At 37.8% G+C, this 22,398-nt stretch carries 20 protein-coding genes and 1 pseudogene; 10 read left to right on the top strand and 11 right to left on the bottom strand.

What is annotated here, in order from left to right; all coding sequences use genetic code 11:
• Positions 1–30 precede the first annotated feature (30 nt).
• Complete coding sequence (locus LWH95_RS20605) at positions 31–1,407, bottom strand: sigma-54 interaction domain-containing protein (protein WP_232920277.1); 1,377 nt, start codon at positions 1,405–1,407, stop codon at positions 31–33.
• Positions 1,408–1,609: 202 nt separating this feature from the next.
• Between LWH95_RS20605 and LWH95_RS20600 the strand changes: the two genes are divergently transcribed.
• Together LWH95_RS20600 and brnQ are read left to right on the top strand one after the other, a co-directional pair.
• On the top strand, positions 1,610–2,593 hold the full coding sequence (locus LWH95_RS20600) for a proline racemase family protein (RefSeq protein WP_232920276.1): 984 nt from the start codon (positions 1,610–1,612) through the stop codon (positions 2,591–2,593).
• Positions 2,594–3,036: 443 nt separating this feature from the next.
• Positions 3,037–4,395: a branched-chain amino acid transport system II carrier protein gene (gene brnQ, locus LWH95_RS20595; protein WP_232920275.1), complete on the top strand. Its 1,359-nt coding sequence runs from the start codon at positions 3,037–3,039 to the stop codon at positions 4,393–4,395.
• Positions 4,396–5,139: 744 nt separating this feature from the next.
• On the opposite strand, the gene LWH95_RS20590 is transcribed toward brnQ, so the two are convergent.
• On the bottom strand, positions 5,140–6,030 hold the full coding sequence (locus LWH95_RS20590; protein WP_232920274.1) for a LysR family transcriptional regulator: 891 nt from the start codon (positions 6,028–6,030) through the stop codon (positions 5,140–5,142).
• Positions 6,031–6,199: 169 nt separating this feature from the next.
• On the opposite strand from LWH95_RS20590, the gene fumC reads away from it, so the two are divergent.
• Complete coding sequence (gene fumC, locus LWH95_RS20585; protein WP_003240519.1) at positions 6,200–7,588, top strand: class II fumarate hydratase; 1,389 nt, start codon at positions 6,200–6,202, stop codon at positions 7,586–7,588.
• A 288-nt stretch (positions 7,589–7,876) separates the two neighbouring features.
• On the opposite strand, the gene LWH95_RS20580 is transcribed toward fumC, so the two are convergent.
• The gene (locus LWH95_RS20580) at positions 7,877–8,638 is read right to left on the bottom strand and encodes an MBL fold metallo-hydrolase (protein ID WP_232920273.1); all 762 of its coding nucleotides are present in this window, start codon (positions 8,636–8,638) and stop codon (positions 7,877–7,879) included.
• 239 nt (positions 8,639–8,877) lie between these two features.
• On the opposite strand from LWH95_RS20580, the gene LWH95_RS20575 reads away from it, so the two are divergent.
• Both LWH95_RS20575 and LWH95_RS20570 read left to right on the top strand, forming a co-directional pair.
• Complete coding sequence (locus tag LWH95_RS20575) at positions 8,878–9,288, top strand: Lrp/AsnC family transcriptional regulator (RefSeq protein ID WP_003240524.1); 411 nt, start codon at positions 8,878–8,880, stop codon at positions 9,286–9,288.
• Between the two features lie 284 nt (positions 9,289–9,572).
• A pseudogene (locus tag LWH95_RS20570) lies at positions 9,573–9,680 on the top strand (class D sortase); the annotation flags it as partial.
• A gap of 425 nt (positions 9,681–10,105) precedes the next feature.
• Here LWH95_RS20570 and LWH95_RS20565 read toward each other — a convergent pair.
• From LWH95_RS20565 to LWH95_RS20555, 3 genes are all read right to left on the bottom strand, one after another.
• Entirely contained in the window at positions 10,106–11,059 is a 954-nt protein-coding gene (locus tag LWH95_RS20565; protein WP_232920272.1) for an SDR family NAD(P)-dependent oxidoreductase, read from the bottom strand.
• A gap of 75 nt (positions 11,060–11,134) precedes the next feature.
• Positions 11,135–11,653 (bottom strand): TetR/AcrR family transcriptional regulator, encoded by a 519-nt coding sequence (locus tag LWH95_RS20560; RefSeq protein ID WP_019257571.1) that lies wholly within the window; start codon positions 11,651–11,653, stop codon positions 11,135–11,137.
• A gap of 389 nt (positions 11,654–12,042) precedes the next feature.
• Positions 12,043–12,906: a DMT family transporter gene (locus tag LWH95_RS20555; RefSeq protein ID WP_232920279.1), complete on the bottom strand. Its 864-nt coding sequence runs from the start codon at positions 12,904–12,906 to the stop codon at positions 12,043–12,045.
• A gap of 154 nt (positions 12,907–13,060) precedes the next feature.
• Between LWH95_RS20555 and pdxR the strand changes: the two genes are divergently transcribed.
• Together pdxR and LWH95_RS20545 are read left to right on the top strand one after the other, a co-directional pair.
• On the top strand, positions 13,061–14,452 hold the full coding sequence (gene pdxR / locus LWH95_RS20550) for a MocR-like pyridoxine biosynthesis transcription factor PdxR (protein WP_232920278.1): 1,392 nt from the start codon (positions 13,061–13,063) through the stop codon (positions 14,450–14,452).
• A gap of 441 nt (positions 14,453–14,893) precedes the next feature.
• Positions 14,894–15,319 carry a MaoC family dehydratase gene (locus LWH95_RS20545; RefSeq protein WP_232920271.1) on the top strand — a complete coding sequence of 142 codons (426 nt, stop codon included), beginning with the start codon at positions 14,894–14,896 and terminating at the stop codon, positions 15,317–15,319.
• Between the two features lie 51 nt (positions 15,320–15,370).
• Here the strand turns inward: LWH95_RS20545 and LWH95_RS20540 are convergent, their stop codons facing one another.
• Together LWH95_RS20540 and LWH95_RS20535 are read right to left on the bottom strand one after the other, a co-directional pair.
• Entirely contained in the window at positions 15,371–15,943 is a 573-nt protein-coding gene (locus LWH95_RS20540; RefSeq protein WP_232920270.1) for an alpha/beta hydrolase, read from the bottom strand.
• Positions 15,944–16,026: 83 nt separating this feature from the next.
• On the bottom strand, positions 16,027–16,356 hold the full coding sequence (locus tag LWH95_RS20535; protein ID WP_060397998.1) for a winged helix-turn-helix transcriptional regulator: 330 nt from the start codon (positions 16,354–16,356) through the stop codon (positions 16,027–16,029).
• 375 nt (positions 16,357–16,731) lie between these two features.
• Between LWH95_RS20535 and LWH95_RS20530 the strand changes: the two genes are divergently transcribed.
• A complete protein-coding gene (locus tag LWH95_RS20530; protein WP_232920269.1) occupies positions 16,732–17,604 on the top strand; it encodes a YitT family protein in 873 nt (290 codons plus the stop codon).
• Positions 17,605–17,766: 162 nt separating this feature from the next.
• Here the strand turns inward: LWH95_RS20530 and LWH95_RS20525 are convergent, their stop codons facing one another.
• Positions 17,767–18,957, bottom strand: a complete 1,191-nt coding sequence (locus tag LWH95_RS20525; RefSeq protein ID WP_232920268.1) for an MFS transporter — start codon at positions 18,955–18,957, stop codon at positions 17,767–17,769.
• Positions 18,958–19,224: 267 nt separating this feature from the next.
• Between LWH95_RS20525 and LWH95_RS20520 the strand changes: the two genes are divergently transcribed.
• Positions 19,225–19,803, top strand: coding sequence for a TetR/AcrR family transcriptional regulator (locus LWH95_RS20520; RefSeq protein ID WP_019257578.1), 579 nt, complete (start codon positions 19,225–19,227; stop codon positions 19,801–19,803).
• Positions 19,804–20,027: 224 nt separating this feature from the next.
• On the top strand, positions 20,028–20,405 hold the full coding sequence (locus LWH95_RS20515) for a GNAT family N-acetyltransferase (RefSeq protein WP_332880199.1): 378 nt from the start codon (positions 20,028–20,030) through the stop codon (positions 20,403–20,405).
• 33 nt (positions 20,406–20,438) lie between these two features.
• Here the strand turns inward: LWH95_RS20515 and LWH95_RS20510 are convergent, their stop codons facing one another.
• The gene (locus LWH95_RS20510; protein ID WP_232920267.1) at positions 20,439–21,737 is read right to left on the bottom strand and encodes an NAD(P)-binding domain-containing protein; all 1,299 of its coding nucleotides are present in this window, start codon (positions 21,735–21,737) and stop codon (positions 20,439–20,441) included.
• Between the two features lie 57 nt (positions 21,738–21,794).
• The gene (locus LWH95_RS20505) at positions 21,795–22,100 is read right to left on the bottom strand and encodes an ArsR/SmtB family transcription factor (protein ID WP_148983051.1); all 306 of its coding nucleotides are present in this window, start codon (positions 22,098–22,100) and stop codon (positions 21,795–21,797) included.
• Positions 22,101–22,398: the final 298 nt, after the last annotated feature.

The raw sequence follows: 22,398 nt of genomic DNA, 5'->3' as shown, positions 1-22,398 counted from the left end.
ATTATGAATAGGAGTTTAAGCAGATTAACATTATATTTTAATATTATATTGTTTTATCTTGTTATAAAGACTCACCCTTGAAATCCCAAGTATTTTTGCTGCAGCACTTTTATTTCCATATGTTTCTTTTAAAACTTCCCTGATCTTATCTTTTTCTAATAAAGCTTTCTCATGGGCTAGTCCTTCTTTATTTATATTTTTATCTATGGTCACCACAGGAAACACATTTTTAATATCCTCAGCGCTAATATTTAGTTTATCCGTAAATATAATCATTCTTTCTACTACATTCCTAAGTTCTCTAACATTCCCAGGCCATCTATAGCTTGTAAACAATTCCATTGCGCTATCCATTAAAGTCGGTGTTTCTTTTTGATATTTTGTTGAATATTCTTGTGCAAAGTTTTTAACCAATAGAGAAATATCTTCATTTCTATCTCGGAGAGGAGGAATATTTAGAGTAACAACATTTAAACGATAATATAGGTCTTCACGAAATGCTCCTTTTTTGACCATTTCCTCTAGGTGGCTATTAGTTGCCGCAACAATTCTGATATCAACTTTTATGGCCGTATTTCCTCCTATCCGATACACTTCTCTCTCTTGCAATATCCTTAATAATTTTACTTGCATATCGAGCGGCAGCATGCCAATCTCATCTAAAAATAAAGTGCCGCCATCAGCCATTTCTACTTTCCCTTGTTTTCCAGATTTGTGGGCACCAGTAAATGACCCTTTTTCATAGCCGAAAAATTCACTTTCAAAAAGGGCTTCTGGGATCGCACCGCAGTTAATTGGAATAAATGGTTGCTCCTTTCTTAAACTGGCTTCATGGATGCCTTGGGCAAAAAGTTCTTTTCCAACTCCACTTTCCCCATAAATTAAAACCGTAGCATCAGTTTTTGCCACCTTCAACGCCAATCCCTTTGCATTTTGTATAGCAGCACTATGTCCTTTTATTTCAGATAAAGGATCTAAATGTTTTTGTAATTTATATTGCTGCTTTATTTTCTGTAGCTCCGTAGTCCGCAATGTCAATTTTTCATTTAACATTACAATATTTGTTATATCTTGATCTATTGAAATGGCTCCTATTAATTCTTGCTTTTCATCGAAAATAGGGGAAGAGCTTATTAATACATGTTTATCAGGCCTAGGCTGATGATAGACATTAAAGACCGGTTTATTGGTTTCAAGTATTTCTAACAGTTTCAAATCCTCTTTTTTGAAAAAATCACTAATCTTCTTATTTTTGATATCTTCAAGCGGTATCCCGTACATTTCCTGTGCATGTGAATTCCAATAAACTACTTTTCCGGACGAATTGATAATTGTAATCGCATCAGAGCTGGTTTCTATTAATGTATTCAAATAATAGAGCAAATGCTCGTTTGATATATCTTTCATGGCATACATCCTTTTGAGGAAATGGTTGTAAAGTGTAAATGTCACTTTGTTTACAATAATGTAAAGTTAATTAACGATTTTATTGTAATCAATTGGCGGAAGAGTTGCAATTACGCCACTAATAACAATACTTAAAATTGGCACAATATTTGCATTATTAATTGATATCCTTTTAAATTTGTAAATTGGAGGTTATCGATTAATGGAATTACTGCAAAGTTATATTGAGACTATTGATGCTCATACCATGGGAGAAGCAGCAAGAATAGTGGTAGGGGGAATACCAAAGATCCAAGGTAAGTCCATGATGGAAAAAAAGCATTTTATGATAGCTAGAATGGATCATATCCGTAAACTTCTTATGCATGAACCAAGGGGGCATCTCAATATGTTTGGGGCCATCTTAACTGAGCCGTGTCATTCAAAATGCGACCTGGGTGTTTTATTTATGGATAGCGGCAGTTATTTGAATATGTGCGGTCATGGAACGATTGCATCTATTACGATTGCTATTAATAATGGCCTAATTGACAGAAAGGACAAAGTTTTACTTGATACGCCTTCTGGAATAGTTGAGTGCCATGTAGTCTACGAGAAAGAAAAAGTGAAAGAAGTATCTTTCATTAATGTTCCAGCATTTTTATTAGAAAAGGATATAAGCGTATACGTTGAAGACATTGGCTATTTAACGATAGATGTAGCCTTTGGAGGAAGTTTTTTTGCAATAGTCGATGCCGAACAGTTAAGTATCGAACTTAACATTGAAGAACAAGACAAAATAGCAACGCTCGGTATGGCCATTAGAAGGGCTGCAAATGAACAATTAAACATCAGGCATCCTGACATACCAGAAATAAATAAAATTGATCTCGTCGAATTTAGTTTAGAGTTAGGCAAGAATCATTATAAGAATGCAGTTGTGTTTGGAGATGGACAAATCGACAGGTCCCCTTGTGGAACAGGTACATGCGCCAAGCTATCAACATTAGAGCTTAAACCAGATGAGTACATCATTCAGGAAAGCATCATTGGCTCCAAGTTTAAAGGCACAGTAATTGATTATACGAAGGTTGGGAATTTTAGAGCTATCATACCTAAAATTACTGGAGCTGCGTGGATGACTGGTATTCACAAGTTCTCATTGGAGGCAACTGATCCGTATAAGGAGGGCTTTTTATTAAAATAGGTAAATTGTTTATCGCTGGTGTCACGAATTTAAATGGGGGACTCACAAAAGATTTTTTGTTATTGCCTTCTCAAAATAAATTGCTTAATAACTGTGCAAAACGTTGGGGCTAGCTTGGAGCGCAGTCTTTTGTTGCCGGTACAATTATTGAAGAAATGGTTGTAAGGCAAGGCATTAAATGCTCAGGGTATTTCTGCAACGATTGACAATCTGGGTGAATTTGTTTTTGACAAACAGGAAGCAATTAAGGCGCAAAAACAGATATCGGAACACATGACCACAAAATTTCCTTTGTAGGATGATAAAACTATTATTTTTAGATTCCGGTTCAATCATTTCCATTACCTCAGTCTTTTGTTTTTGGATCATTATCGGTAATAGAAAATACTGATTTAGCTTTTAGATAGAGATTATAGATTTATTTCGACAGAGGGGGAATAATAATGAAGAAAAGCCTGCCTTTTTCACAGGTTCTTGCAATCGGATTGATGCTTTTTTCCATGTTTTTAGGTGCGGGAAACGTCATTTTTGCTCCGATGGTAGGTCAACAAGCAGGAACAAATACTTGGATTGCAATGAGTGGATTCTTAATAACTGGAGTTGGGCTGGTTCTGCTTGCAATTATTGCTTTAACTCGCGGAGGAGGAACTGTCGAAAAACTTGCAGAGAGAGTACATCCGCTTTTTGCCTCAATATTCGTATTATTGCTTTTCCTTATGCTCGGTCCTATTTACGTTATTCCGAGGACAAACTCTGTCTTATACGAAATTGCTATAAATCCGTTAGTTGATACAAAAACGAATACAAGTATTTATTTACTTATTTTCTCTTTTGCATTTACTTTTCTAACAATCATTCTCTCATGGAATACAACAAAGTTTGTGGGCCGGCTAGGTAAGATTATCACGCCAGTATTTTCAATATTAATAATCATTTTAATTGCAAAATCGCTTATTACCCCTATGGGAAGTATAGGTGAGCCTCAGAAAGAGTATATGAGCGGAGTTTTTTTAAAAGGAGTAACTGAAGGATATTATACAATGGATGTTCTCGCAGCTTTTGTTTTTGGAGGGTTATTCATTAAAAGTATCAGTTCCTTAGGTATTAGTTGTGAAAAGGAAGTATCCACTTTATTTATTAAAGCGGGGATTATCACAATAATTGGTTTAGTCGCTTTGCAAATTTCAATGGCATGGATAGGAGCTTCTAGTGTGGAGGCGATTGGTTTTAAAGAAAATGGCGGAGAAGTGTTAGCACAGAGCGCGATTACTCTATTTGGCCCGTTTGGAATTTGCATCATTGGAACCGTTATTTTTTTAACGGGGATTACAACCAATATTGCCTGTTTAGCAGCTGTATCTGAGTATTTCGAAAGGATTGTCCCTTCGGTCTCGTATAAAAAATGGTTGATCATATTTTCTATTTTAAGTTTTGTTATTACAAACTTTGGTCTCAGTACTATACTGACATTCACATTTCCAATACTATTATTACTCTATCCTATAGCGATTGCCTTGATTGTATTAATTTTCACAAATAATTTGTTTAGCGGTCATAGATCAGTTTATATAGCTACAGTAATTGGTGTAGGATTTGTCGCAATCCTCGATGCCCTAAAGGAAGTGAATTTTTTAACAGAAGTCGTCAATCATATCTTTGGATTTATTCCGTTATTTGAAAATGGAGTAGGATGGATGACTACAGGCTTGATAGGATTTATTATAGGGCTGCTAGCCGCAAAAGCAAGAAAAGAACCGACCATTTTGATTAATAAACCGGGAAGAGAGATCACTAAAATTTAAGTAACACCTTATGCAAATCGAATATGCTCGTAAAAGGCAGCAGAGGGATAAATTCAATACAGGGAATGGTGCTTTGGAGTGTAAGCCATAAAGTAACTAAACGTGTAACCTGGTTCAGTATTGATTGTAAAATGTTTAGGGAACAAGCCGATTTTTAAAATTGCCTTGTTTTTTTATAAGTTTATTACTGTGAATGGGGCAGCATTTTTTTAACCGAAACCTTGGTTTATCTTTTTTCGAAAATGTTTTCAAGCGAAAAAATGGTGAAGAATTTGGAGCGTAAACATCCAGATTTTAAAAAAATTATTGGAGGCTTACAATTATAAGTTTTTGGCATTGGGGATGATTTGTCCGATAGCCCCAACAGATGTCGTGTGTTTTTTATCAGCAGCCGTTGGGTTAAAGTATCGTGTTTACATTTTAACTGTAATTATTACGAATATCCCTCTATTAATATTTTCTAGCTTTATTGTCATCAACTTCAGTGAATCTTTAGTGGGTACTGTATTAGTTATCGTATCATTTGTTTTGATTTCTGTTGTATCCATTAAAATGTGGAACAGTCTTAAGCAGAAGCAAAGCGTGTAGAGATAAACTATAGATCGTATATGACGTGATGTTCAGTAAATACAGGAGCGCGATAAAGAAAGTATATGAAAGAAGATACCATGCAAAACTGGTATCTTTTTTATGTGAGTTTTTCTAGAGTATCCTTTACATGCCAGCAATGACAGTAACTTAATACTATATCGAATCTATTTGAGGAAACTGATTGATGATATATTGCTTGAAGTTTTCAGTGACAGGTGATAGATACTTCCCTTCAATCCAAGAAATACCGACTACACGCTCAAACCTTGGCCAACTAATACGTACCTTTGCGATATTTGTTTGGTCTAAGCCTTTAAAATCAGGAAGAATTGAAACGCCAAGACCCGCTGCAACAAAACCTGCGATTGTAGCAGCTTCTTCACCTTCAAATACAATGTTTGGGGTAATATTAACCTGTTCAAAAATATGATCTATTGTCACTCGAAGAGCGAAACCTTCTTTCATTAAAACAAAAGGCTCACTAGCAATTTCGTTTAACGTAATATCCTCACGAGTAGCTAACACATGATTTTTTGGCAAAAATAAAAAGAGCTCCTCCTTCCATAAGGGTTTCCACATTATATTTGATTCGGCTGGAAAAGAAGCAAGTAGGCAGAGATCAAGTTCACCTGATTTTAGTTTATCTAAAAGCAAATTAGAGTGAGACTGGTTTAGTTGAAAATGAACTTTTGGGTAATTATTTTTAAATGTTCCAATTAAATGTGGAACGATTGTTGTACCCAGGGTGTGTAAAAAGCCTAAAGACACTTCACCTTGATCCGGTTTTAAAAGAGATTGAATTGCTTCCTTTCCTTCAGTAAATTCTTTAATTATGGAATCAACCCTCTTGAGGAATATTTCCCCATACTTATTTAACTTAATGGACCGGCCTTGTCTATCAAAAAGCGGAACACCTAAATGATTCTCTAATCTAACAATAGATCGAGAAAGTGCTGGCTGTGTAATTGATAAAGTTTCAGCAGCTTTCGTTACATGCTGTATACGAGCAAGAGTTTGGAAGTATTCTAATTGTTCCCATTCCATTAAAAAAATCCTCTCTTTTTATAAATCATTACATAAAGGAATTAAAATCATATTTATTATGCATTATACTTCATAATTTATGAGTGTTAAGATAAATTCATCGGCAAAATAAATAAAAATTTATATAAATATTAAATTAATTAGGGTGTTCAAAAGGAGGAACTATTAAATGAGCTATCGAATTGAAAAGGATACTTTTGGAGAAATAAAGGTGCCTGCTGATAAGTTTTGGGGGGCGCAAACACAACGTAGTAAAGAGAACTTCAAAATAGGTTCTGAAAAAATGCCTAACCGTATTGTTAAGGCTTTTGCTATATTGAAGCGCAGTACAGCTATTGCTAATAATCGTCTAGGTAATTTGGATAGTGAAAAAACAGAGGTTATTACAGCAGTTTGTGATGAAATTCTTGAAGGTAAATATGATGACAATTTTCCACTCGTTGTTTGGCAGACGGGAAGCGGAACACAAAGCAATATGAATGTTAACGAAGTTGTAGCAAACCTTGCAACAGCTTTATTAAAAGAGAAAGGCTCTATACAAACCATACATCCAAATGATGATGTCAACCGCAGTCAAAGTTCGAATGACACTTTCCCAACAGCGATGCATGTTGCAGGTGTATTAGCTATCTATGAACAATTAGTTCCTGCACTTGATCAACTTCGGAACACATTAGATGAAAAAGCAAAAAAATTCAATGACATTGTAAAAATAGGACGTACACATCTTCAAGATGCTACACCTTTAACTCTTGGACAAGAAATTAGCGGTTGGGTATATATGATTGACCGTTCGAAAGAAATGATATTGGAAGCAACTGAAAAAATGCGTGAGCTTGCTATCGGGGGTACGGCTGTAGGGACAGGCATTAATGCACATCCACAGTTTGGAGAAGTTGTCTCAGAGGAAATCTCGAAGTTTACAGGCCAACATTTTAAAAGTTCACCTAATAAGTTTCATGCCTTAACTAGTCATGATGAAATAACGTATGTACATGGTGCTATGAAGGCATTAGCTGCTGACTTAATGAAAATTGCGAACGATGTTAGATGGCTTGCAAGCGGTCCCCGCTGTGGTATCGGGGAAATTTCAATCCCGGAAAATGAGCCTGGCAGCTCCATTATGCCCGGTAAAGTTAACCCAACTCAATGTGAAGCTCTTACCATGATTGCGGCTCAAATTATGGGGAATGATGCAACTATTGGTTTTGCTTCAAGTCAGGGCAACTTTGAACTCAATGTATTTAAACCAGTTATCATCTATAATTTCCTTCAATCCGTACAGTTACTGAGTGATGGAATAAAATCTTTCCATGATCATTGTGCGGTTGGTATTGAACCTAATAAGAAAACCATTGAGGAAAATCTTTCCGGCTCTTTGATGCTTGTCACAGCATTGAATCCTTATATCGGATATGAAAATTCAGCAAAAATTGCCAAGTTTGCTCATAAAGAAGGCTTGACGTTAAAAGAGGCTGCTGTGCAACTCGAATTATTAACGGAAGAACAATTTGATGAGATGGTTAAGCCAGAAGATATGGTGAAACCAAACATTTAAATCTTTTAAGATAAAAACTAGTTACTAATCAGTAACTAGTTTTTTATTTCAATTGTGATGAAACCATTGACATAAGTTTCAATAGAGGAAATTTTAAATACTCCAAAGGAATCATGAGAGAAAACATAACGGATTTCCCCGTTTATTTTTTCAGATTCTATTAAATCTTTGCACCAGGAATCAGTCTATCTAATTGCGGGTAGAATACAAAGTTTATTAGGGCAGAAGTCTTTTTCAACCGTTTCAAAAAAATTGTTTTCAATGCCCCTTCTGTCCTTCAATAAACATTTATAATGAATATGATTCACCATCATCAGGCACTAAGACACGAGAGGAGATTCCTTTTTCATGAATAAAGGATTTTAATTCTTCTCTTGATAATCCCCAATGGTTGACAGCCTCCATGTGGCTCACGATGATTTTTGCTTTTGCAGCAGCCTTATACGTTTCATAGATATCTTCTTTACCCATGACGAGAGAACCGCCTTCAAAGAATTGATTATCTCCGCCGTTCACTACAATGATGTCCGGCTGATGTGTATCAATCTCTTCTTGAACCGCATCATACCAGACTGTATCTCCGGCGATATATAATGTTTTCTCACTTTGGTGTTTGAACACAACGCCGCATACAAGACCTGCAAGTTTTAGAATCTCTCCTCTTCCGTGTTCGCCTTTTGTTTTTATTAGCTGAATGCCTTCAAAGACTGTATCTTTTGTTAAAACCTCGACGTTTTTAAAACCGGCATTTCGTATTTCTATTGCATCTTCTTCGTTTTGGGAGAACAACTTGATATCTTTTGGCAATACCTTTTTAGCCGCCTCATCCCAATGGTCAAGGTGTAGATGGGTAACAATAACAGCATCAATATCCTTAATAATATGGTCAACAGAGGCTGGCAATTCAACTAAAGGGTTGTTTTGATCCTGTCTTGGCGCGTTTGGGAATGGAGGGTAAGCTCCTTTCTCGGCCAACATGGGATCTATTAAAAACGTTTTGCCTGCATATTTGACAACAAGTGTGGCATTACGGATTTGCTGAATGTTCATGTATAACACTCCTTTTTTTAGATGTGTATAGTTTACAGCCAGCCGCTGAATAAATACATGGAACAAATCAAGTCTTTCTGTCGATTGACTTGATTTTTGAAAGTATGTAATTTATTTTGTATAAATTGTCATTAAGACAGAATCAGGTTAATTAAATGAAACGAATGTTAAAATAATGTGCAGGACTGCACCTTTTAGAGAGATGATGAACAGAAAGATTTTAGAAGGGATTTGATTTCATGTTGGATCACACAGACATGCAAATATTAGAGGAGTTATCTCAAAATAGCCGTATTACGATGAAAGAATTAGGTGAGAAAGTTCATTTAACAGGTCAAGCAGCAGCCTCAAGGGTTGCCAAATTAGAAGACAACGGTGTCATTGAGGGATATACAATTAAAGTGAACCAAGTGAAATTAGGGTGTTATATACATGCTTTGCTTAATATCTATACAAAAAGCACCCATCATCAGCCATACCTGTCATTTATCAAAACACAGGAGAAATATGTCATCAATAATTATAAAATTAGCGGGGATGGCTGTTATCTTCTTGAATGCAGATTTCCGTCTAATGAAGCGTTAGATCAATTTTTAGTGGAATTAAACAAGCATGTCAATTATAAATTATCGATTGTGATTAACAAGTAGAGAGGCTTTTTCAATTTAAGAAAGTTTTAAATCGTTTTAAAAAATTTCTTTGTCATAGTGCAGCAAAACGAACATGGTACAGTAAGGGTTTTGTTAAGTTAAAAATAACTAAATCCAATGTATTCAGCATTTTCAACCATAATCGATATAAACGTATAGAAATGATGGAAAGTGAATATATGGAGTATAATGAAAGCCTTCATTACCGTTGATATGATTTGCAGTGTTGTGGACTAATCTATACAAAAAACATACTAATATTGGTATCCTTTTTGTTTTTGCACTTAAAGTTGCAGCATAAAAAAGAGGAGCTTATCCTTACTACTTGTTACCCCTTTTCATACGTTGGAAATGCTCCAAAGCGGTATTTCATTTATGGAAAGTGGATTTGAAAAAACATTTGGAATCTCTAGGACTAAGGCTGTCGAAACCATTTCGGCAGCCTTAACTCTGTTGTTTGATTCAACAACAGTAAGAGAGTGACTTGTTTTTGTCTTATTCCCGAAAAGGACATATTCTAAACAATAAGCTGAATTTGTTTAAAAAAGACTTATTCGATTTGTACTCCCTGAATGTAAATAGATCATTGATAGGTATACCGTTCCTCTTTAATGATTAATGGACAAGGTATTAATCATTTACATTTTCATAGCCATTGACATGGGGCGCCAATAAATGAAACATACCAAACGATGTTGGTATGTTTTTAATTTCATTTTGGTAATTCAATAGGCAATTCCTAATTTATTTTGCAAAATAACAACAGTAAACATTCTCTTAAATAGGGAACAGAATGTTATCTAAAGGATCGCTTGACCTATTGTTTATTACGTATTAAAAACCGCAATGTTTCTTCAAGACCTTTTGTGAAAGGAGTTGCTGGAATAGAACCAATCCGTTTTTCATATTTTTCTCCGCTCAATACAAATCCTTCTTTCGTAAGGTACATGATCTCAACAACTTCTCTCATAAACGGATCAAACATGCCAATGCATCGAATGGCCGTTTTATTTAAAGGAAAGACCACTCTTCGATTTCCGGTTATCTCTCGGGCTATTTTTATGATTTCGTTTCCTGAAATCAATCCAGCTCCAGGTATATTCCAGTTCTCCCGATAGGCATCTTCCGTTTCTGCTATATTGACAATCATTTTGGCGGCATCTGGTAAATAGACATATTCCCGCGGGGTTTTCAAGTTCCCGATAAAAATAGGAATCTTATGAGCGGCCATCCCTTCCAGTGTAGGCTGCAAATAGGAGTTTTGTGAAGTTGGACCATAATAATCAGGAAGTCTAACAATTAATGGTTTTGCATTTTCCCACTTGCGGCTGAAAATGAGATTCTCAAATGCGACCCTTAGTTTACCTTTCTTTGTATGTGGTTGTTTTGGATGGTTTTCATCGCCATTTCCGACTTGATGCCCATAAACATATATTCCATCTACGATCACAATTTTCTTCTGAAGAATATTTGCCGCTTTCATCACATTTTCACCAAGTAATAGAAGTCGACTTGCCATTTCTTGATATTGGACATTGGCACACTGAAAAATAACCTCTGCATCTTTTGCTGCTTCTACAATGGTTTTGTAATCAAATATATCGCCCAGTTTAAATGACAGCTGTTGATTAAAATTGTTTTTTTTCATTAATTCTTTCAATTTGCTTTCAGAACGTCCAAAAGCAATCACGTTTATCCCTCTAGTCAGTAATTCTGATATAATAACCTGGCCCGTTCCCCCTGTAGCTCCTAATACAATAGCAGTTTTCATTTGCATTCCCTCCATTTAGTTAGTGATCAATCAATAAATAATTATTAAAATAAATAACCGAACTTAATCGGTCATTCAATTTTGTTTACCATCAATAAGCTCGGGAAAATCTAAGAAAAAGGAGATATTACAGAGTATTCCTCTTGCTAAAAAAGTGGTAACTTCACTCTCTGCATTTGTGATCCCTGTGGTCTGAAATTTTTCCAATGTAAAATTTCTAATGCGTGACAAACCCTGTTTTGTAGAGTTTTTGATGGTTTCTTCTGGCACTGAAAGGCCAATGACCTGTAATGACATTTCATTAGGGTGTGACACAGCCAGCTCTTCATATGCTTCAATCATTTTATTAACGAGCTGATCTGGGCGGGACTCCACTTTTTGAAATGCTGCAAGGATTCTTTCAAATGCCTGATCTAAAGCAGCCACAAACAATTCTTCCTTCGTTTTGAAAAATTTAAAGACATATGGCTGAGAAATGCCAGCCTTTTCAGCTATAAGAGCTGTTGTTGTATTGTAATAACCCTTTTCTGCAAATACTTCTATTCCCGCATCGAGAATTTCTTCCTTCCGATTATGGTTTCTTGGTCTAGCCATTGTGAGAGCTCCCTTGTTTAGTTATTGATCAATCACTAAATATAATATGTTAAACTGTTGCACTTTGCAAGCGTTATAGTGTGAAAAATAAAAAAAGGATTGTTTTGATCATTCTTCGGTAATATCACAACAACGTGCCATCAGTGATAGTGCATAGTTACAGAAATCGTGCCCACTAAAACATAGGCATATATAAGAAACGATAAGCTTTCACTTTATTGAAGGCTTAGCAGGTGAATAACCCCTGAGATTCAAGTCGTCTCGTCCGCATCAATGATACCAAGGGTTGCAAACCCTTGGTATTTTTTATGCCTTCATGTATTTTTGAAGTTTACTTCATTTGTTAGAGCAAGTATTCAGCTTATTCGCCTTTTGTAAAATCGTCTGCCTTACTTTGCAAATCGCCGGGCAGCTGCCACGCACATGATAACGGCAATATTCACTGCAACGAGTGCCCAGCCCACTTTCTCATGCAGAATTACTGAGGCAAGCAGCAGTCCAAAGAAGGGCTGAAGAAGCTGCAGCTGCCCAACCGCCGCAATTCCGCCTTGGGCGAGACCTCGATACCAGAACACGAAGCCGATCAGCATGCTGAATAAGGACACATAGGCAAGACTGAGCAGCGCAGGCACGCCGATGCCCGACCATGAGTCTGGTGTAAAAAAGAACGACAAAGGCAGCATCAGAGGAAGCGACAGAACGAGTGCCCAAGAGATCACCTGCCAGTTCCCCAGACGCCGTGAAAGCCTAGCCCCTTCTGCATAACCAAGACCGCATACGACGATAGAAGCCAGCATGTACGCGTCGCCGAGCGGGGATGATCCTCCCCCCTGGATCAGGGCGAAGCCTGCTACTAGTAAGCTGCCAGCAGCTGAGAAAATCCAGAAGACTGGACGGGGACGTTCACCTCCGCGCAGGACGCCGAAGATGGCCGTCGCAAGCGGAAGAAGCCCAATGAAGACAATAGCATGTGCGGATGTGACATACTGAAGCGCTAAGGCTGTCAGCAACGGGAAACCGATCACCACGCCGAACGCTACCACCAACAGCGAGGTGATGTCTCTTTTAGCAGGATGCTGCTGCCGGAAGATGAGAAGGAGACCCCCAGCCAATATACCAGCTATCGCAGCGCGGCATACGGTGAGGAACAATGGGTTGAAGTCCGTCACAGCTAAGCGGGTTGCAGGCAGCGAGCCGCTGAAAATGAGTACGCCTATAAAACCATTTATCCAGCCATTTGTTGTTTTGTTCATGACAATCACTCCAAATATGTTTCTTTTTAATGATCTGGATTTTCTTAACAAAACCAGTATCTAAGGATTACAATGACTATAAACTGGAATTGGCCTTTTATAAACAGCCAGTTTTCATAAAAAAATGCATACCAGTTAGGAGAACAACGTGCAAATGGATATCACGCCTTTTTTGAATAGAAATCTGGATATTCCGCTTTATCAGCAGCTTTATCGATATTTCAAAGAAAACATGCATCAGGGGCGTATTCAAAAAGGAATGAAGCTCCCTTCAAAAAGACTTCTGGCGAGTCAGCTTTCCATCAGTCAAACGACTGTAGAACGTGCCTATGGACAGCTTTCCGCTGAGGGCTATATCGTGAGCAAGCCAAGAAGCGGATGGTTTGCTGATTATCATGATTCTGATTTTGCCTATCGTAAAATGCCAAGCGCATCACTAATTAAAGAAAAAGCACAAGAAAATAAACAATGGATTGATTTTCACTATGGAAATGTAGATTCTTCTTACTTTCCTTTTTCCGCATGGCGAAAAAGCATGGTCAATAGTTTAGACCAATATGGCCGCGAGCTTTATCGTCCGGGAAATGATTTAGGAGAGTTTGAGCTGAGAACACTCATTGCAGAGTACCTGTATCAATCACGCGGTGTTCATTGTACCCCTGAACAAGTCATCATAGGTGCCGGGAACCCTATTCTTCTGCAAATCTTGTGCCAAGTTTTTGAGCCGAATATTTCCATAGGATATGAGGATCCCGGTTATCCAAGAGCACGCAAGATTTTTGAAGCCAATCGCATGAATATTCTTCCTATACCAGTTGATGATGAAGGCATCTGTATACAGAAGATCAAAGAACAGCAGCCAAACCTTGTATACGTTACGCCTTCTCACCAATTTACGCTGGGAACCATTATGACGATTAACAGAAGAATTCAGCTGCTCAAATGGGCTGCTGAAAATCAATCATTTATTATAGAGGATGATTATGATGGGGAATTTAGGTACACAGGACAGCCGGTTCCTTCCTTGCAAGGGCTTGACCAGCATAACCGTGTCATTTATATGGGCACTTTTTCTAAGTCTCTCCTTCCCTCGCTGCGTATCAGCTATATGATTCTTCCTTCGCCTCTTTTAAAAAAAGGCCATGACATCACGTCATTATATAAGCAAACGGTGTCCTGCCACAGTCAGCTGACGCTAGCTGAATTTATAAAAAATGGAGAGTGGCAAAAACACATCAACAGAATGAGAAAGCTTTACCGTAAAAAAAGAGCCATTTTATTAGAGGCTGTGCAAAGAGAATTAGGAAAGCATGTCAGGATTCGCGGAGAAAACTCCGGGCTTCGCATCTTACTTGACGTTTATTTGCCATTTAGCGAAAAAGAGTTAATTGAGAAGGCAAAGGAGCATGGCGTGAAAATTTATCCTGTTTCTCTTTCTTATAAAAACAATCCTCCTACAAAAACGGTCTCACTTGGATTTGCAGGGGTTTCTGAATTCAACATACGAGAAGGCATAAAAAGACTGAAAGCTGCTTGGAAGATATGAGAGGTCTTTCAGCTTCGTTTAGAAAATAAGATATTCGAAATGGTTAAGACGACTAGCTTTCATATGATAAAAACCAAATAGTTATTGTTTTACGTTTTAACAACAGTAAAGATCGATAATTGCACCGTAAATATCTTTAGTATAACTAGGGAAGAGTTGTGTGAAGAGTGAAATCAAGTTGAGATACCTTAGGAATCATTAGGGGATGATGGCATTAAAAATATCAACAGCAATGAATGACAATACTGAAGATATGAGTGCCTTCAGTCTCCAGCTCATAATAAGTCTTGGATGATTTTTTTATTGATACCCTTTTTACAATACCAATTAGAACCTTCTGCATCATAGGCAATTGATGAAGCTGTAGATGCAATTTTTTATTTGCTGATGTCTCAGTGCTACAATAAACAAGTACACAAATGACAAAATAGAGGTGTAAGCATGAAGTTAGATGAGTTTACAATTGGTCAGGTATTCAAAACGAAATCATTAAAATTAACAAAAGATGAAATTATGCGGTTTGCAAGTGAATTTGACCCTCAATATATGCATTTAGATGAGGAAAAAGCGAATAAAGGCAGATTTAATGGCATTATCGCTTCTGGCATACAAACGCTGGCCATTTCTTTTAAACTTTGGATTGAAGAAGGGTTCTATGGAGACGATATTATTGCCGGAACAGAAATGAATCATATTACATTCATAAAACCCGTTTATCCAGATGATGAACTGCATACAATTGTTGAGGTTCTTGATAAGCAGCCAAAGAGAAACGAAATGGGAATACTCACTGTATTGTTATCTACTTTTAATCATAAAGAAGAAAAAGTATTTGAAGGTGAGTTATCGGTATTGATTAAGCAATAACGCAGAAAGCCCGCTTTTCTAAAGCGGGCTTATTTAAATACTAAGAATGTTTTAGCGGGTTTCTTTTGAAAAATAGGAGGTTAAAATATCATGAACAATAGGTAAAGAAGTAAATCCCTCATTTTCTAAAAAATGACCCCCGTGTTGGACTTCATAAAACGCAGCGTCAATTTGTTGTGCCAGATCCTTGCTCCATGCAAATGGCACAATTTGATCGTTCTTAGAAGCAATGACAGCACGGTGCTTTGCAGACCTGATGATTTTTTGATCATCAAATGATCCCTCTGTAAATTCATCTAACATCTTTAAATTGGACAATGATTTGGCAAAGCCGGAAACAAGAATGATTCCGCCAAGCTGTTCGCGCAATTGAGTACGTTCCAAAAACCTCAAAATGGCAGGGCACCCTAAGCTGTGTGCAACCAAATACGTATTCTCATGTAAATGGTGTTGATACAAAGAGAGTGTATCCAGCCAATCTTCAAGTCTTGGCTCAAGCGGATTAGGCATGTCCAAAACTTCTGCTTGAATCCCGTCTGCGAGCAGGCGTTTTTTTAGCCATGGAAACCAATGGTTTGCTGAGGAGGCTCTGTAGCCATGAATGATATAGACTTGTTTTGTCATCTTTTTCTCCTAATAAAATCTTTTTATTTAGTATAAAATTCCTCTCATTGGGAGACAAGTACGCACTTTTTTGTAAGTGGTTTTTATTCATGAGGTGCGCCTTGTGTTATTCCCCACTTGCACATTTCATCTATGAGGGGATACAAAGACAGCCCTCTGTCTGATAACGAATACTCTACTTTGAGGGGAATTTGAGAAACCTCTGTCCGATGAATAAGGCCGTCGGTTTGTAATTCCTTGAGCTGTGCGCTTAACATTTTATGGGTGATTAAGGGCATAGCCCGTTTCAGCTCTCCGTATCTCATCGTTTTTTCACATCCTAACTCATAGAGAATTCTCATTTTCCATTTGCCCCCTATAAGAGATAAGGTGTATTCAAATGGGGCTTGTTTGCTGCGGCATAAGCTATTCAATGTAATCAAACCTCCTCTTTTAAAAGTATAATATCAGAATGAATCAGGATTTTCGGTGTTCTGATCTGGAAGCGTACATGTTTGATCTCGTTTGTATGAAGGTTACCGAGGAATGTAAGTTCCTTTGTATTTGTGCTTTAAAAGGATTGCTAGATCTCATCTGCATCAGGTACATGTTGAATGTTCTAAGTCATAAAGGGTTACCTTATCTTTAAGATTCGATATTCTTCGGTTTGTATATGGGATAAAATTGTATAAGGAGCAATCCTCTTACAAAAATTCCTGATTAACCTTTTTTAAAAGCATGTTTTTAGCTGAAAAAATCTATTATGGTATAGTTAAATATAACGAAATATTTAAGAAATGAGGAATGGTATGGATACAATCAAAAAACGTAAGAAATTTAAGGCGAAAATGATTCTGCAAGTCATCATGGTTATAATCGGAGGAATTATAGCGGCATATGGACTAGAAACAGTGCTTATTCCAAACAGTGTATCTGATGGAGGGGTGACTGGTCTTAGCATCGTTGGTTCACAGCTATTCAATTTGCCGCTGGGAATTTTGATTGCTGTTATTAACATTCCGTTTGTGTGGTTAGGATATAAGCAAATTGGGAAAAACTTTGCATTATTATCAATTATCGGAATCGTATCACTTGCCGCGGGTACAAGTTTTTTCCACCATACCCCGGCTATCATAGAGGGAGATACCTTGTTAATTACCGTCGTTGGCGGGATTATCCTTGGATTCGGAATGGGGTTAGCGCTGCGTAATGGCGGCGCATTAGATGGAATTGATATGCTTGCTGTGCTGCTATCGCGAAAACTGCCATTTGGAACGAGCGATCTCATTCTATTCTTAAACTTATTTGTGTTTATTTTTGTTTCCACAGTATTTGGTTTGCAAGGGGCGTTGCTTTCAGTCATTGCTTACTACATTGCATCCAAAGTCATTCATGTCGTTGAGGAAGGTTTAAGCGGTTCTAAAACCTTTCAAATTATTACCGCCGAACCTGAATTAATGGTAGAGACCATACGTGATCAATTAGGCCGAAGCGCCACATATAAAGACGCTTACGGGGGTTTTTCCCACGAGAAGTTTAAAGAAATCACATGTGTCATCAACCGCTTAGAAGAAACCAAACTAAAGGAAATTATTAATGAAATTGATAAAACTGCCTTTGTTACTGTATATGACGTAGCTGAAGTGAAGGGCAGCAATTTTAGAAAACTTAATCATCATTAGAAAACAGAATGACCTTTTTAACGATCACTCCCAGAATAGGTTTTTGCCATCATATGTTTAGGGAATAATCGGTGAAGGCCTCAATCATAGAAATACCAAGGGTTTATACGCCCTTGGTATTTTTGTTTATTTACTCCACACTGCTTATTTTTGGTGAAAAACTTATTTCTCTGTGATGAAATAAAGCAAAGCTATGACCGGAAAAGCGATTCCAATCCATAATGCTGTACTCCATCCGCCTGAGGCATATGCCCATCCTCCAATAGATGACCCTATAGCGCCACCAAGAAAGAAGATTGCCATGAATAATCCGTTTAATCGACTGCGAATGTCTGGCGCCAACGAAAAAATGGCACGTTGACTGAGCACAAGATTTGCAGATACGCCCATATCTAACAGAATAGCTGCGGCCACTAGAACTGCTATTCCGACGGGGGAGCTGCTCTGAATCATGAGCGGCAGTAATAAAGAAACAATGACAACACCGAGAGCGATTCCAGTGGCAAGCCGGGTCAAGCCGCGATCAGCCAGACGACCGCCTATTGGCGCAGCGACTGCACCTGCAATTCCCACAAGTGCGTATAGCGCTATTGCCTTCTGAGAAAAATGAAAAGCGGGACCGGACAATAATAAAGGTACAGTAGTCCAGAACAAGCTGAAAGCTCCAAATACAAACGCATGGTAGATGGCACGGCGGCGTAAGACTGGAGTCGTGCGCAGCAACTTCCACATTGAACCGAGTAAGGCAGTATAGTTTGTGTTTGCTGTTGGTTTTCTGGCAGGGAGCACTTTTGATAATACGATTGCCAGGACAACACTTACCGCGGCGGACAAAGCAAATATTGCATTCCACTCCCAGATATCAGCGACTAGACTGGATATCGGGCGGGAAAGCATGATACCGAGTAACAGGCCGCTCATGACATTGCCGACAACGCGGCCGCGTTCAGAATCTGATGCAAGGTATGATGCAAATGGCACGAGCACTTGGGCTGCGATCGATCCCAATCCGATGAAAAAGGCAGCTGCTAAAAACAGTGTTCCATGCTTCACAAATGCTGTTGCAGTCAAAGCCGCTGCGCTTAGAAGGAGCGATACAACGACAAGTTTTTTGTTTTCGATAATATCTCCCAAAGGGACAAGAAATAGTAAGCCGGCAACGTATCCCATTTGGGTTAGTGTGACAATCAATCCGGCATTGCTTGGAGAAAGTCCAATTGCTGTACTAATTAGTCCTACCAAGGGTTGTGCATAGTAAAGATTAGCGACAATGATACCGCATGCAGTTGCGAGAAGAATGGTTAAACTGGGTGAAATCCTCTGATCTGCTGTTTGTTTGTTTAATTTCCTCATAAGAATGAACTCCTTTTTAAGTGTTTTATGATGTTTCATAAATGATTTGCAGATTTATCTCCTTTCCAGAGATTTTTCGTGATAAGGTTTTGCGGAATTTTGACAATGACTTTTATCAATGTTATTTTCTAAACTAAACGTTTAGTTTTGTTTATAAGGGAATAATATACTAAACGTTTAGTTTTGTAAATGGGTTTCTGTTTTATTTTTTTTATCATGTTAAGTATACTGAACGTATCGTTTATATTTCGGGAAGGATTGATTCATGTGCAGAGTAAACGAGGGCGGCCGCGTGATGAAGGAACACATAAGGCGATTCTTTCTGCTGCCTATGACCTCTTGTTGGAAAAAGGCTTTGATGCGGTGACAGTCGATAAAATTGCAGAGCGTGCGAAAGTGAGTAAAGCAACGATTTATAAATGGTGGTCAAACAAGGCTGCCGTTATAATGGATAGCTTTCTTTCAACCGCAACGGAAAGACTGCCTGTGCCTGATACAGGATCAACAGTAAATGATATAGTAACCCACGCCACGAATTTAGCAAGGTTTTTGACAAGCCGGGAAGGAACCGTTATTAAGGAATTAATAGGTGCAGGGCAGTTGGATGAAAAATTGGCGGAAGAATATCGCACACGATTTTTTCAGCCTCGCCGCCTCCAAGCTAAAGGCCTTCTAGAAAAGGGAATTCAGAAAGGCGAATTAAGAGAGAATCTTGATATTGAAGTAAGCATTGACCTCATTTACGGACCGATTTTCTATCGTCTGCTTATAACAGGGGACGAGGTGAATGATTCCTATGTGCATGATTTGGTGATGAATGCGTTTGAGGGAGTTCAAGCTACGTGAATCATATTAGGGATCTGGTACAGACCAGCCCGTAGCCGTCACAATATAAGCTGTTTTGATAAGTTTCCTTTCTCTTGTTTCATTGAAAATAAAAAGAAAGGGGATAAGGGATGCTGATAAGAACTGCAAAAGATACGGATTTAGTTAGAATTTAGATATTTATGACCAAGGCATAGCTGATCGTATTGCCCACTTTAGAACTGGAAGAAAAAGATTTGGATTATATGACAAATTGGTTCTCTGATCGCACAGAGAAATATAAGATTCTTGTTGCTGAAGTAGATCATTGTGTTGTGGGATGGGTCTCTCTTAATCCCTATTCTCACCGGTCCGCATACCAGGGTGTTGCTGATCTATCTATTTATATTGATCGGAATCATCGAGGAAAAGGTATAGGCAAAGTTCTCTTATCGGGTATCGAAAAAGAAGCCATTCAATCGGGCATTCATAAAATCGTATTATTTACATTCCCTTTTAATCAATTGGGACAAGGGCTATATACTTCAATGGGTTATCGCGAAGTTGGAGTATTTAAAGAACAGGGGAAAATCGACGGTCATTATGTAGATGTCATGGTAATGGAGAAAATACTTGCAAAGTAAACAGGCCTCTAAAGAGAGACCTGTTTTTTTAAATTAATCACAGCAGCAGGATGTTTTTGCAGCCGGCGGTTTTGGTGTCAGTTTGCAAACTCCGGTTTCAGGCAGTTTTAATTTCACCTGTTGCGCAGACTCGTGGTCACCAGTTATATAAGCGACAACAGAACGAGCCTGTTCGTAGCCGGTAGCTAATAAGAATGTGGGGGCTCTTCCGTAACTTTTTGATCCAATAATATAGAAGTTCTTTTCAGGCTGCCTTAATTCTTTTTCGCCATGCGGCCGAACAGTTCCGCAGCTGTGGATGTTTGGGTCAATTAAATCTGCTAAGTCCGGTACGCATTCTAACGCCGAATCAAATGTATGACGGATTTCTTTTAAAAATTGAAAATCTGGTCTTGCTCCTGTATTCGCTATCATCTCGTCTATATTGTGAATCACTTTTTGTTTTTGCTGCTGGTAGCCGCAAATATTCAACTTACCGTCAGATGTGGATGAGATAGATTGAATCAACATTGAAGGATAGGCTTTGATATGACCGTTTTCTAAAGTGTTCCGTAATCTTGTGCCTAATTCACCTCTAGCTGGCAGCTGATCGTTACCTTCACCCCCGAATACATCTGTAGTATCCTGTTTTCTTAATATCCAGATGATCTGTGTGTGTTCAGTTTGCTCTTTTAATTTTGTTAAATCTAACAATGTGTTTATAGCTGAATGACCACTTCCTACAACTGCAACAGTCTTATTTTTATAGCGATCTCGATCACGATTTAAAACATCCGGAATCCCATAATAAATTTGATTAGATACTCCTTTTTCATTATCAGTCATGAGTCCTTCTGCGTTTATTGGATTTGGATTTTGCCAAGTGCCTGTAGCATCAATAACTGCTTTTGCTTCATATATTCTCTCTTCGGTGCCATTTTCTTCAACTCGAATGAAAAAGGGGGCTTGATCTCTGCCTTTTGTTTTCACTTTATCAAATCCTTTTTTTCCAACATGAAGAACACGGCTGTTTACATGAATGTAGGGTTTCATTTCAGGCAGTTGTGTTAAAGGTTTTAAGTATTTAGAAACAATTTCTTCTCCAAAGGGCAGTTCGTCTTTTGGGGGAAGAGGGATGTGGTGTTTTACTAGCAATTCCTTTGCGGCTTCATCTATATTATATTCCCAGGGAGAAAACAACCGTACATGGCCATAATCTGAAAAATTGGTTCCGATTTCTTCTCCTGACTCAAACAAAATAAATCGTTCATTTCTTTTAACAAGATGGGCTGCTGCGGCAATACCTACTGGTCCTCCGCCAATGATAGCTACTGGCAATGTGCTGTTTATCATATGTATCCTCCTATAAATCAATTTTTTTTGATATATAACCTGAAAAGAATCCCTTTCCTAACGGGAAGGGCGGAATAAGCAACACAATTCTTCAGAAAGAAGATGATTTATTTCTGTTTCGTTCAATGAATAATAACTCCAAGTGCCTTTTGTTTCTTTAGTAATTAAACCTGCATCTAATAAGATTTTTAAATGATAGGATAACTTAGATTGCGGCATCTGGATTTCATCAATTAAATCACATACACATGTGGAGCCGCGTTCACAAAGAATGTGTAACAAATGAAGCCTTTTTTTGTCGGACAATGCTTTGAATTTTTTTTCGTAATGCTCAAAAGTATCTTCGATTGGGATTTTTAGCATAATAAAACCTCCAACTATTAATCAAAAATATTTGATGAACTAATCATAAATAAAATGAAACAGAAATACAAGCTTAAAGGTCATTGAATGGTGCATTTTAAATGGCAGCCATTATCAATAAGGTTGTCTGCACTAATCATTAGAGACATATTTAAATGGCATTCTTCAAGTCAAATGTATGCGGAGCAGCTTTATTAAGGCATAAAAAGTAAGGCTTCTCATAATGGGGATTAACACTAAGAAAATCAAAAATAGTTGATGTTTTGAATATAAACGATTGATTATATAAATATATGCT

Source organism: Bacillus sp. G16, assembly GCF_021282335.1.
In the GTDB taxonomy this organism is placed as follows: Bacteria; Bacillota; Bacilli; order Bacillales; family Bacillaceae; genus Bacillus; species Bacillus inaquosorum.
This window is presented reverse-complemented; position numbering and strand designations above follow the sequence as displayed.